This window comes from Bacillus sp. LSHTCR4, from assembly GCF_057197025.1.
In genome coordinates, this window is the sequence record NZ_JBXUNO010000003.1 from 166947 (window position 1) to 179469 (window position 12523).

The window sequence follows — 12523 nt, forward strand, 5'->3', positions numbered from 1 at the left end:
TTTCGTACCCCTTTACACTACTTAGCTAAAGTTTTTGCAAGATCTCCAAATAACTCTATATAAGTCTGAATTGATTCATTTGTGTAAGTATCTGCTGGTGCATAAATAACTTGTTTTTTAGAAACAGCAGTTGTGTTTTGAAGAGCTGGTGATTTAGAAATAACATCCTGAGCAGGAGCTGACTTAGCTGCATCAGATGTTGCAGCATCACGATCTAATACGAAAAGCCAATCAGGATTTGTTTGTGCGATAGCTTCAACAGAAACGTCATCACCTTTATGACCTGCAGTAGAATTCGAAACTTCTAATGCTGGAGTCCAACCGAAAATTTCATACATAGGTCCCCAAACGCGACCAGAGTGCGGCGCAGCAAAGCCAATATTTCCACCAGTAACGATAACACTCATAACTTTATCTTTTCCGTTATAAGCAGATTTTGCTTTTTCAATAGATTTATCGAAATCAGCTACTAATTGTTTAGCTTCTTTATCTTTATCAAAGATTTTTCCTAGAGTAGTTGTAGAATTTTTAAGTCCATCTACTAAATTTTTTCCAGGCGTAGTAGATTTCTCAGAAACATCAAAATTAAGATCAATAACAGCTGCATTTGGTACTAATTTTTTGATTTCTTCGTAATGATCAGCAAATCTTTGACCAACGATTACAAGGTCAGGGTTTGCCGCTGCAATAATTTCAAGATTTGGCTCACGGTGATTCCCAATATTTTGAACTTTTTCATCCTTTTTATATGCTGAATCAGCAGGCATGATATCCTTTGGAGCAGCCGCTAATTTAATTCCCCAATCAGCTAAAGTTTCAAACGTTCTATTATCTAAAGCAACTACATTCTTTGGATTTACAGGAACTGTAACCTTTCCATGTGCATCAGTGATTTCAACCGTTTTTGGCTTATCACTACCATTACCTTTAGTAGCCTTCGAAGTTTCTTTACCTGAATCTGAGCAAGCCACTAACATTAAAGTGAAAACTGCTAGAATACTTACTAATTTTAAAAGCATAGTTTTTTTCATACGTATACTCCTTATTATGTAATTTAGTTCGAAAATGATAAAGTTCATAGATTAAATTAGATAGTAACTTTTATGCATCTAAATTGCTATTGATAATCATTTTCATTTGAACATCCTGATAATAAGTATAGTCATTAATTCTGTGAAAATCTTGTGAATGGTGTGAGTTAATAAAATTAAAAATAAATTTGATACGGTCTCAACTAATGCGCATCAGATCCATCCCCCACACCTTATAAACCATGATTTCTACTGCAAAAAATGACCATTTCCTGATAGCAATCTTCTTTTTATAGTTTCTGTCTTTTCATATTTCACAGAAACTATTTTATTATCTTATTTGTATCATTCAACCATTGAATAGCCTCTGCCATGTATCGTTTGAATATATCTATTTTTCTTCTCACACTTTAACTTTTTTCTTACATACCCAATATATAAGTCTACTACATTTGGATTTACGACTACGTTATGTCCCCAAACTTGGTTCAAAAGCATTTCACGGCTCAATATTGTATTTTTATTCTTGATTAAAAATACAAGCAAATCGTACTCACGCTTCGTAAGCGAGAGATTTTTACCACCTTTTTTCACAATATTGCTAGATGCATCAACAAAGAGATCTTTAAACTGATAAAAGGTTATCTCATTTTGCTGGTTACAGTCGCTTCTCCTTAAAATCGCTTGAACCCTTGCTACTAATTCTTCTTTCGCAAATGGTTTTCTTATATAATCATCTGCTCCTGCTTGTAACCCTGCTACGCAATCCTTACTAGAAATATTGTCGGTCACAATAATGATCGGTGTCATTTTAACAAGTCGTATTTGTCTGCAAATTTCTGGTCCGGATATGCTTAATGAATCCCAATCTAATATGATGATATCCCAATCTTGTTCATATATTATATTTAAACCTTCGTTTTCATTGTGAAGTTGTAAAATGAAATGGCCTTCTTCCGTTAAACCGCTTACGATTTTCTTTGCTAAAGACCGTTCATTTTTAATTACTAACACCTGTCTCACCGATGGTTCACCTCTACTTCAATATAACTTAGTTAGATAAAAATTATCCCCCAAAAATAATTTAAGATTTATAAGTATTAAACTCCTAAAAAAAGTCATTATAACAGCTTATTAGGAGAACTCTATATAATCTTACAATAGATATGAATAGAAACACAAAGGATATGAAGATTTGAATAAATTAAAATTAACATATCCACTTACCAATCGGACATTTACAAGCAGCAGAGCTTCCACCTAACCTCTTTACTTCAGCCAAATTTTGAGATGGGAGTTTTACTGCCCGACAAATAGCGGGATAAATATTATTTAATCATTACGGGGTTGCTATAGTATCTACCTACTTATCGTCAATAACTATTTCTTCGATTTCTATTTCAAGGGTACCACCCATCCCCACCAATTTAAGCATATTATAAAAGCTCCAAAACAAAAAACTGCATTCTTCTTATTTTAAGATTAAATTTAATAGAGTTTAAGATCAATGTCCTATAATGCAATTGTAACAAGTTAACTAACAATGAAAAAACAAAAGAAACACTGAGTGTAAAATAAATTTTCAAAAGGATCATCACTGTATTAATAATCCTTTTCCATTGCTCACTGATACATTGTTAAATCATACTTCCTCCCTTTATTCTCACCGACATACGGGATTTTCAGTAATTGAAGGATGCGTTTCATAATTGAACTTGATTGGATATTTAGAAATTCTTTCAACTTACTATTAGTAGCCACGGTTTCGATAAGAAGTGCATAATCTTCTAAAGCACACTTATGTGCATCCTTAGATACAGTATTACATTTCGAGCAATACCACCCTTTTTTCACTTTAACCATTGGTATAGAGGTACATTCCTCACACAGTACCCCCTTTAACAATTCTTCTTTTTTCATTTGATATTTTTCAAGAACATTTTGTTGCAATGGGGAATGCTCCATCATCATTCGCTGAATAAGCTCATTTATATTATATATAGTTTTTTTCTTATATTTAATTTCTAGCCACTTTATTTTATGAGGTAAATTAGCACTATGAATGATTTTATTAGAGAGGTTATCATCTGAAGATTTAACAACGGTACGCGGCGTACTAATAACAACGAAGGATTCAATTGGGAATTTAGAAAACCCGTATAACCTTAACCATTTCTGAAGCTGTAATTCCTGTCTTTTCATTTGCAAAATTGGATCTGGAAATCCTTCTGACTTTTCTTCGGATATGCGAACGAGCTGATTAAATGTTGAGTCAAAAAGTAGTGTACCTACTATATTCTTTATTTCTAGAAATAGAAGAAAACGCGGGGAAATGATGATAGTATCAATTTGAAAGTAATGATTTTGATCAAATAAACGAATGTCATGTAAAATGCTATAATCTTGCTCAGGGAGAAAACTTAATGAATAATCAACAGCTCGTTCCCCTTTATAACCTGCCTTATATTTCGCTATATTTTCAGCGATTTTATTCCGTTTTGGATGATGAACAGGCAATCTTCTGAGTAGCGCTTCTAATTGACGTAAATAAATCGGCATTCTCCGTTCTTTCACAATCATTTTATCACTCCTCTAGAAATATATCGGCGATTTTTTCATTATATCGACCACAACTTCAATTATATCGGCGATTTTTCCAATATATCGACCGCAACTTCAATTATATCGGCGATTCGACATAGAATATCGACCGCTCGACAAAACACGACATCACTCCACCTCCCAAAACAGCATACCACCCGAAACCCACTACTAGCAAAACATGAAAATCCTATTTTCCTGCAAACAAAAAGAACCATAACCCCACCAATCTGGCAAAGTTATGGTTCATATCATACAAAATAAAAAACCACCAAATATGTATTGGTGGAGACGGTGGGAGTCGAACCCACGTCCAAAAATATCGGCACTTAAGCTTCTACGAGTGTAGTCGATATATTAGCATTTCGCGAACTCTTCGGCCTATCGACAGGCTTCCAAGTTGCTAGTCTGGTTGTTCTCTTCCTTTGTCCTCAGACGGCGAACTCCGGCGTAGTCCACTTAGTTTGAGTCCCTTACCCTACCACATGGACGATGGAGGGAGGAACCTTTAGTGCAATTAAGCAGCTAAAGAAAGATTGTTTTGTTTGCCAATTATAGGCTTTGACGTTTTAACGAGGCCGATCCCCTCGACTCGCAACCTAAGCTCGAACTATCCCTGTCGAATCCGTAACGTCCCCATGATAAAAATGGAGCATACGAAGAAAATTTCGTGATAGCTACTAAGAGCTGTTTTTCAATGTGCAACAATCTTACATAAGTTATTATAACATACGCGCGCCGTTTTACAAATGTAAATATCTGTATTACATCTTTTGACGATCACGGAACGCGCGTGCAATTTCACGTTTAGCTTCTTTCTCTTTTAAATCGTGACGCTTATCATATTGTTTCTTACCTTTTGCTAAACCAAGTGCCATTTTCGCGAAGCCATTTTTTAAGTAAATTCTAACTGGAACTAGTGCATATCCCGTTTCTTTTGAAGCACCCGTTAACTTCTCAATTTCTTTTTTATGAAGAAGTAACTTTCTCGTGCGAAGCGGATCATGGTTGAAACGATTCCCTTGTTCGTACGTACTAATATGCATATTATGAACCCATACTTCACCATTATGTACACGAGCAAATGCATCTTTCAAGTTCACGCGTCCAGCGCGAATCGACTTAATTTCCGTTCCTTGAAGGACAAGCCCTGCTTCGTATGTTTCTTCGATGAAATAATCATGAAATGCTTTTTTATTTTGTGCAATAACCTTACCTGAACCTTTTGGCATATAACGTCCCTCCTCTATTTTTACTATTGTAACAAATGTTAATAAAAAGCGAAAGTGGCTCGCTCAGAATCTTTGGACATTGGAACTCCAGACAGAGAAGCGCTTTTTGCTTCGTCCGAGGGAGTGAAATGGCCAACAGATTTTAGCCACTGTAGCCAGATTCCATAAAAAGAAAAAGCCTCGCTTTTCATCAAAGCGAAGCCATCCTTTTCTTACTTACGCTTTTTCTTTTTCTTCTTGAATCCTGGTACGTTTTCGAAGAATGCTTTTTTCTTCTTGCCGTTACCCTCTTTTTTCCCTGGCTGGCTAGGGGACGCGGATGCGGATGCAGATCCTCTTCCTTTACCTTTGCCACCACGGTCAAATTTTCTTCCTGTGCCACGTTCTCCGCCGCGCTCATTACTGCGCTCGCTACGTCCACCGCGTTTCTTTCTACCTGTTCTTGGCTGTTCAATAACGACTGGGCGGTCTTTGAACTTACGACGAGGTGTACCTTTCATGCCAACGATTTCAAAGTCGATTGCACGCTCGTCTTTGTTTACGTTAATAACGCGAATTGTAATTTCGTCACCGATGCGGAATACGTTACCTGTACGTTCTCCAATCATTGCGAAATGCTGCTCATCGTAACGGTAGTAATCATCCGTTAAGTAGCTAACATGTACAAGACCTTCAATTGTATTTGGAAGCTCTACGAATAAACCGAAGTTTGTTACAGAGCTAATCATACCGTCATACTCTTCGCCGATCTTATCAACCATATACTCTGCTTTTTTCATTTCGTCTGTTTCACGCTCAGCTTCAACAGCACGACGTTCCATATTAGAAGAGTGCTCTGCAATCTCAGGTAATTTTTCACGCCATTTTGCTTGCGTTTCATTGTCGACTTTACCGTTAATAATGTATTCACGAATTAATCTATGAACAATTGTATCTGGGTAACGACGAATTGGTGATGTGAAATGCGTGTAGAACTCAGTTGATAAACCGAAATGTCCTAAGCTATCCGCATCGTAACGCGCTTGCTTCATAGAACGAAGCATTACTGTTGAAATAACTACTTCTTCAGGCTGCCCTTGAACCATTTCAAGAATTTGTTGCAGCGCACGAGGATGTACTTCATTCGCACGTCCTTTTACTGCATATCCGAAGTTCGTTACAAACTCGAAGAAACGCTCTAGCTTATCTTCTTTCGGATCTTCATGGACACGGTACATGAATGGTACGTTCATCCAGTGGAAGTGCTCTGCTACTGTTTCGTTCGCAACAAGCATAAATTCTTCAATTAACTTCTCTGATACTGAACGATCACGCATGACAACATCAGTCGGTTTTCCTTCTTCATCTACTAATACTTTCGCTTCTTTAAAGTCAAAGTCGATTGCACCGCGGCGCATACGTTTTTCACGTAAAATTTGTGCTAATTGCCCCATCTCTTTAAACATCGGTACTAACGGCTCATAGCGTTTAATTAATTCTTCGTCCTCATCCTCTAAAATGCTTCTTACGTCAGCATACGTCATACGCTCTGTCGTTTTAATTACACTTTGGAAAATCTCATGCTTTACAACGTCACCTAAATTGTTGATTTCCATTTCACAAGATAACGTCAGACGGTCTACTTTCGGATTTAATGAACAAATACCGTTAGATAGACGATGCGGAATCATCGGAATTACACGGTCAACAAGGTATATACTCGTCGCTCTCTCCGCTGCTTCTACATCAATTGGAGAACCTTCTTGAACGTAATGACTTACATCTGCAATATGAACGCCAAGCTTATAGTTACCGTTCTCGAGCTTCGTTACTGTAACAGCGTCATCTAAATCTTTCGCGTCTGCACCGTCAATTGTTACGATCATTTGGTCACGAAGATCACGGCGATCTTTTAAATCTTCTTCTGAAATCGTTTCTGGTACACTGTTTGCGTGCTCCATCACTTCTTCAGGGAATGCTAAAGGCAAATGATGTTTATGGATGACAGATAAAATATCTACTCCTGGGTCATTTTTATGACCTAGAATTTGAATAACTTCACCTTCTGCACTTAAACGATTCTCTGGATAGCTCGTAATTTTCACAACTACTTTATGACCTTCTACAGCGCCCATTGATGCACTTTTCAATACGAAAATGTCACTCGTCCAGCGCTTATTGTCAGGTATAACAAATCCAAAGTTTTTCGATTCTGTATATGTACCAACTAGTTCTTTCGTTCCGCGTTCTAAAATGCGTACAATGGAACCTTCTTGACGCGAACCACTCGATTGGGAACTAAGGCGTGCTAATACTGTATCGCCATGAAGCGCACCGTTTAATTCTGTAGGCGGGATGAAAAGATCGTCGTCTCCTGTTTTCTTCTCGTCTGGTACAACGAATGCAAAGCCACGTGCATGTCCAATTAACTTACCACGTACTAAATTCATTTTTTCAGGCAGACCGTAACGGTTGCTACGAGTACGAATAATAAGTCCCTTCTCTTCCATCATTACAAGTGCCTTTACAAAATCTTTAAAGCCCTCAGAACCTTCAATTCCAAATGCCTCTTCTAACTCTTGTATCGTTAGCGGTTTATACGCTTCTTCTCTCATAAATAATAACAACTTATCAATATGTTCTTGTATGATTTCTTCCAAGCAAAAATACCTCCTTTAAAACCTTATATTATTTAGTGTATCCGAAAGATAGGGGATGTATAAAGCGAAACTTCAATACTCCCCTTATGATTTTTACAGTTTTCACAAAAAATTCCTTATGAAAAAAAGAGGCAACTAGATCTTACCAATCTAGTTGCTCCAAGAAGTTATATACATCCTCATGTAGCTCGTCACGCTGCTTATCAAGTGTAATGACATGCGTAGAGTCTTCATACCATTTAATGTCTTTTAACGTTGATTCTACACCGTTATAAATAATGTTCGCACTATCTGTATTAATCATTTCATCATGACGCGCTTGTACAACAAATGTTGGTGCATAAATCATGTCCACATTGTTACGTACGTCAGCAATTAATTGTTGTAATGCTTTTAATGTATTCATCGGTGTCTTTTGGAATTCCAACATTTCTTGTTCGATTTGCTCTGGTGATTTTTGCTCACGCTTTTTATATTCGCGGGCATATGCCAATATACCTTGGTACATCGTTTCTTCACTCTTAATATACATTGGTGCACACATTGGTACTACACCTAAAACCGGTACTGTATAACCTAATTTTAGTGAAAATACTCCGCCAAGTGACAATCCAACGACAGCAATTTTCTCAAAACCTTTATCTTTTAAAAGCTGATATGCCTCCGTTACATCTTGCCACCAATCTTCAGGACCTGTATGAACAAGCTCTTCTGGTGGTACACCGTGCCCTTTATAAATTGGCGCATGACAAGTGTAGCCTTTCTTTTCTAAGAAACGCCCTAACATACGTACATCAGCTGAGTTTCCTGTGAATCCATGTAGTAATAAAACAGCGCGGTCTCCACCCTCAAATGTAAATGGTTTCGGAGATGCTAATTTCATCATGTACTTCTCCTCTTTCTCTTCTGTAATCTAGTCGTATTCTTTCTATATCTAGTGTACCATATTTATATTTCTATAATCTAATTAGAAACATCTTTCAAATGGCAAAATAAAAAAAGAAGAACCATTAGTACATCTTACTAACGCTTCTTCTTTCAATTCTATAAGTTTAAGTACGTAACACCAATTGTTAATGCGAAGAACAATACAGCTAAAACAATTGTAATACGGTTTAATACCGCTTCAATTCCACGTGCTTTTTGCTTACCAAATAATTGCTCTGCACCGCCTGAAATTGCACCTGAAAGGCCTGAGCTATTACTAGACTGCATAAGTACCATAACAATCATTAAAATCGATACAATAATAAGTAAAACGGATAATAACGTATGCACTTGGCGTACCTCCTACAAAGATTCAGTTATTGTAACTGTAGCATAAATTCTATAGAAAAGCGAGAGCAACCCTATAGCTCTCGCTTTTCTTCTATTACATGAACATCATTGCAAATAACGGTCCGAGCAAACATGTCAAAATCGCTGTTAATGTCATTGTTACCGATCCAATAACACCTTCATGTTCATTATTTTTCATCGCTCTCATCACACCCATAATATGAGAAGCACATCCAAATCCGATACCTTTACCAACTGAGTTTGTAACGCGGCTCCATTTTAATAAAAGTGGGCCCGTAATCGTTCCTGTAATACCTGCAATAACAACGAAAGCTGCTGTTAATGACGGCACACCACCAACTTGCTCTGAAACACTCATTGCAACTGGCATTGTCACTGACTTTGGTAAAGAAGATAAAATTAAGCTTTTATCTGTTCCCATAAGTGAGGCAATAGCAAAATCACTTGCGATGGCAACTGTTGTACCTACTAGTACCCCACCGGCAATTGGTACAACATATTTTTGCAGAACATGACGTTGTTTATATAGAGGAATTGCAAATGCTACAACACCGGGTCCAAGTAGCTTTGCAATCCAGCCACCACCACTTTCCATATAATGTTGATACGGTATATCAAGCACGATAAATAGGAAAGCCATTAATCCTGTTGCTACAAGCATTGGAATGGTGAATGGTGTTGGAAATAATTTATAGATTTTTTTAGATAATTGATATAATAGCACCGTAAAAAGAACCCAACCGATCCCGATTAATATTTGGCTCATCGCGACTCTCTTTCCTTTCTATTCGCAAGATATTGTCCTGTATGTCCTGCGACAATAATAATTAAAAATGTACTCGCTACAACTGTAATGAAAAGAGAAATTCCTTTACTCATAAAAAAAGCACCGTAATTCATTAGGCCAAGCGTTGGCGGAATTAATAAAAACGGCATAATAGCAACGAGTGTTTCTGCTCCTAAATCGAACCATTTCACTGGAAGAACTTTTAGGCTAAGTAAAACAAGTAAGAGGAACATTCCAATCAAACTTCCTGGGATCGGAATATTTAACATTTCTTGTACCCAAGTTCCAACCATATAAAAAACGTAAAGAGCAGCAATTTGGACAAGAATCTTTGTAAATTTCATGTTCATCATCCCTCTTGTTTATACGATCTTCTGTTAATATCTTTATCATAGTATAAATTGTAAAAAGCTGCAATTTATCAACTTGACAGCAAAAAACGTATATGTTATACGCTTACAACCTTGATATGACTACATTTCCACGAGGAAATTAAGTCAAAAACCTTGACCTAATATAAGAAGTTTTTATTTTCTGAATTTTAAAGGTTATTATTTTAATAAAATAATCTTTTTGCCTTTAAGCTTACATATATATAAACGAGATAGGTGGTGAACATATGCCCAAAAAAGTTCTCATTTTTTGTGATCCTGGGATTGATGATACGATGGCTCTCCTCTTAGCATTCTTTATCGATGAAATAGAAATCATCGGCATTGTTGCTGATTACGGCAATGTCCCAAAAGAGATGGCCGTACAAAATGCTCATTTTCTTACGAACGAAACAAGGAACAGAAATATTAAGATATTCGGTGGTTCAGAACGTCCTCTTACTGGTGCCCCTCCTGCTTTTTTTACAGATGTACACGGGACACAAGGGCTTGGTCCAATTATTCCAAAGGGGAATGTGACTAACGGAGAAATGGAGAATTTTTTCGAAGTTATTCCTCTTATTGAACAGTATAAAGATGAATTAATCATTGTAAGTTTAGGAAGACTTACCTCCTTAGCAATTTTGTTTATCATGTGCAAACAATTAATGAAGCAAATTAAATCTTACTACGTAATGGGCGGTGCCTTTTTACATCCTGGTAATGTTACTCCTATTTCGGAGGCAAACTTTTACGGAGACCCTACTGCCGCTAATATAGTCCTTCAATCCTCGCCTAACATGTACATCTATCCATTAAACGTCACCCAATATTCCATCATTACACCAGAAATGGCTGAATATATTGAAGCAAAAGGAAAAGCCCCACTCGTCAAACCGTTATTCGATCATTATTACTACGGCTATTATAAAAATGCTCTACCACATTTAAAGGGTAGCCCCTTCCATGACACAATGCCAATACTCGCTTTACTTGATAACTCTATGTTTACGTATCACAAATCCCCTATCGTTGTCATGACAGAATCCTCTGCACAAGGAGCAAGCATAGGGGAATTTCGTTCTTTAGTGAACCAAAAGCCATTTATTGATTGGCCGGGTCATCAAATTGCAATTGATTTTGATTATAACCGTTTCTTTAAACATTTCATGTCACTTATGACGGGAGAACAATTTTAGCATAAAAAAACAGACCGTGATTTCTCACGGTCTGTCGTTATTTTCTACAATTATCGTTTGATGTTATAGAAAGATTTGATACCATCGTAAACAGCGATTTCGCCTAGTTCGTCTTCGATGCGTAATAATTGGTTGTACTTAGCAATACGGTCAGTACGGCTCATAGAACCAGTTTTGATTTGGCCAGCGTTAGTTGCAACTGCGATGTCAGCGATTGTAGCATCTTCAGTTTCACCAGAACGGTGAGATACAACTGCTGTGTAACCAGCACGTTTAGCCATTTCGATAGCTTCGAAAGTCTCAGTTAAAGTACCGATTTGGTTAACTTTAATTAAGATTGAGTTAGAGATACCTTTTTCGATACCTTCAGCAAGTTTTTGAGTGTTAGTTACGAATAAGTCGTCACCAACTAATTGTACTTTATCACCGATACGCTCAGTTAATAATTTGTGACCATCCCAGTCGTTTTCGTCTAAACCATCTTCGATAGAGATGATTGGGAAGTCTTTGCAAAGCTCTTCGTAGAAATCAACCATTTCTGCAGAAGTTAAGCCAGTACGGCCTTCGCCTGCAAGGTCATATTTACCAGTTTCTTTGTTGTAGAACTCAGAAGAAGCAACGTCCATTCCTAAGAATACGTTCTCGCCAGCTTTGTAACCAGCTTTTTCGATAGCTTCGATGATTACTTCTAATGCTTCACGGTTAGAACCAAGGTTTGGAGCGAATCCACCTTCGTCACCTACTGCAGTGTTAAGACCTTTGTCATGTAATACAGCTTTAAGGGCATGGAATACTTCAGCACCCATACGGATTGATTCTTTGAATGTTGGAGCACCAACTGGTAAGATCATGAACTCTTGGAAGTCAACGTTGTTATCAGCGTGAGAACCACCGTTGATGATGTTCATCATTGGAGTTGGTAATTGTTTTGCATTGAATCCACCAAGGTAACGGTATAATGGAAGACCTACGAAGTCAGCTGCTGCGTGAGCTACTGCCATAGATACACCAAGGATAGCGTTAGCGCCTAGTTTACCTTTGTTTGGAGTGCCATCTAATTCGATCATAGCACGGTCGATACCAGCTTGGTCAGTTACGTCGAAACCAACGATTTCTGGAGCGATTGCTTCGTTAACGTTGTTTACTGCGTTCATAACACCTTTACCTAGGTAACGAGATTTGTCACCATCACGTAATTCTACTGCTTCGTGCTCACCAGTAGATGCACCACTTGGTACGATAGCGCGTCCGAAAGCGCCGCTTTCTGTGTAAACTTCTACTTCTACAGTTGGGTTACCACGAGAGTCAAGGACTTCGCGAGCATAAACATCAATAATTGTTGACATAATAAATTCTCTCCTTTT

11 protein-coding genes and 1 other RNA gene are annotated in these 12523 nt (G+C 37.5%); 1 reads left to right on the top strand and 11 read right to left on the bottom strand.

Annotated elements, in window-relative coordinates; genetic code table 11:
• Window positions 1–17: 17 nt before the first annotated feature.
• From AC2CGR_RS20450 to AC2CGR_RS20495, 10 genes are all read right to left on the bottom strand, one after another.
• The gene (locus AC2CGR_RS20450) at window positions 18–1031 is read right to left on the bottom strand and encodes a siderophore ABC transporter substrate-binding protein (RefSeq protein WP_087968645.1); all 1014 of its coding nucleotides are present in this window, start codon (window positions 1029–1031) and stop codon (window positions 18–20) included.
• Between the two features lie 345 nt (window positions 1032–1376).
• The gene (locus AC2CGR_RS20455) at window positions 1377–2054 is read right to left on the bottom strand and encodes a response regulator transcription factor (RefSeq protein WP_087968646.1); all 678 of its coding nucleotides are present in this window, start codon (window positions 2052–2054) and stop codon (window positions 1377–1379) included.
• A gap of 600 nt (window positions 2055–2654) precedes the next feature.
• On the bottom strand, window positions 2655–3611 hold the full coding sequence (locus AC2CGR_RS20460) for a nuclease-related domain-containing protein (RefSeq protein WP_270184671.1): 957 nt from the start codon (window positions 3609–3611) through the stop codon (window positions 2655–2657).
• A gap of 304 nt (window positions 3612–3915) precedes the next feature.
• Window positions 3916–4270: a transfer-messenger RNA gene (ssrA, locus tag AC2CGR_RS20465) on the bottom strand.
• Window positions 4271–4396: 126 nt separating this feature from the next.
• Window positions 4397–4864 carry an SsrA-binding protein gene (gene smpB / locus AC2CGR_RS20470; protein ID WP_001123907.1) on the bottom strand — a complete coding sequence of 156 codons (468 nt, stop codon included), beginning with the start codon at window positions 4862–4864 and terminating at the stop codon, window positions 4397–4399.
• A 212-nt stretch (window positions 4865–5076) separates the two neighbouring features.
• Window positions 5077–7503 (bottom strand): ribonuclease R, encoded by a 2427-nt coding sequence (rnr, locus tag AC2CGR_RS20475; RefSeq protein ID WP_131101034.1) that lies wholly within the window; start codon window positions 7501–7503, stop codon window positions 5077–5079.
• A 142-nt stretch (window positions 7504–7645) separates the two neighbouring features.
• Complete coding sequence (estA, locus tag AC2CGR_RS20480; RefSeq protein ID WP_000761976.1) at window positions 7646–8386, bottom strand: carboxylesterase; 741 nt, start codon at window positions 8384–8386, stop codon at window positions 7646–7648.
• A 161-nt stretch (window positions 8387–8547) separates the two neighbouring features.
• Window positions 8548–8781 (bottom strand): preprotein translocase subunit SecG, encoded by a 234-nt coding sequence (gene secG / locus AC2CGR_RS20485; RefSeq protein WP_000557262.1) that lies wholly within the window; start codon window positions 8779–8781, stop codon window positions 8548–8550.
• Window positions 8782–8875: 94 nt separating this feature from the next.
• On the bottom strand, window positions 8876–9568 hold the full coding sequence (locus tag AC2CGR_RS20490) for an LrgB family protein (RefSeq protein ID WP_000078304.1): 693 nt from the start codon (window positions 9566–9568) through the stop codon (window positions 8876–8878).
• Complete coding sequence (locus AC2CGR_RS20495; RefSeq protein ID WP_000673222.1) at window positions 9565–9933, bottom strand: CidA/LrgA family holin-like protein; 369 nt, start codon at window positions 9931–9933, stop codon at window positions 9565–9567. Before AC2CGR_RS20495 ends, AC2CGR_RS20490 begins: the two co-directional genes overlap by 4 nt.
• A gap of 275 nt (window positions 9934–10208) precedes the next feature.
• Between AC2CGR_RS20495 and AC2CGR_RS20500 the strand changes: the two genes are divergently transcribed.
• Window positions 10209–11159, top strand: a complete 951-nt coding sequence (locus AC2CGR_RS20500) for a nucleoside hydrolase (RefSeq protein WP_087968658.1) — start codon at window positions 10209–10211, stop codon at window positions 11157–11159.
• Window positions 11160–11209: 50 nt separating this feature from the next.
• Here the strand turns inward: AC2CGR_RS20500 and eno are convergent, their stop codons facing one another.
• Complete coding sequence (eno, locus tag AC2CGR_RS20505; RefSeq protein WP_000103949.1) at window positions 11210–12505, bottom strand: phosphopyruvate hydratase; 1296 nt, start codon at window positions 12503–12505, stop codon at window positions 11210–11212.
• Window positions 12506–12523 lie beyond the last annotated feature (18 nt).

What these genes read in the sequence shown, in the direction of transcription:
- AC2CGR_RS20450 (WP_087968645.1), bottom strand. Translation starts at nt 1,031, where the DNA reads ATGAAAAAAACTATGCTTTTAAAATTAGTAAGTATTCTAGCAGTTTTC.
- AC2CGR_RS20460 (WP_270184671.1), bottom strand. Translation starts at nt 3,611, where the DNA reads ATGATTGTGAAAGAACGGAGAATGCCGATTTATTTACGTCAATTAGAA.
- smpB (WP_001123907.1), bottom strand. Translation starts at nt 4,864, where the DNA reads ATGCCAAAAGGTTCAGGTAAGGTTATTGCACAAAATAAAAAAGCATTT.
- estA (WP_000761976.1), bottom strand. Translation starts at nt 8,386, where the DNA reads ATGAAATTAGCATCTCCGAAACCATTTACATTTGAGGGTGGAGACCGC.
- AC2CGR_RS20490 (WP_000078304.1), bottom strand. Translation starts at nt 9,568, where the DNA reads ATGAGCCAAATATTAATCGGGATCGGTTGGGTTCTTTTTACGGTGCTA.
- AC2CGR_RS20495 (WP_000673222.1), bottom strand. Translation starts at nt 9,933, where the DNA reads ATGAAATTTACAAAGATTCTTGTCCAAATTGCTGCTCTTTACGTTTTT.
- AC2CGR_RS20500 (WP_087968658.1), top strand. Translation starts at nt 10,209, where the DNA reads ATGCCCAAAAAAGTTCTCATTTTTTGTGATCCTGGGATTGATGATACG.
- eno (WP_000103949.1), bottom strand. Translation starts at nt 12,505, where the DNA reads ATGTCAACAATTATTGATGTTTATGCTCGCGAAGTCCTTGACTCTCGT.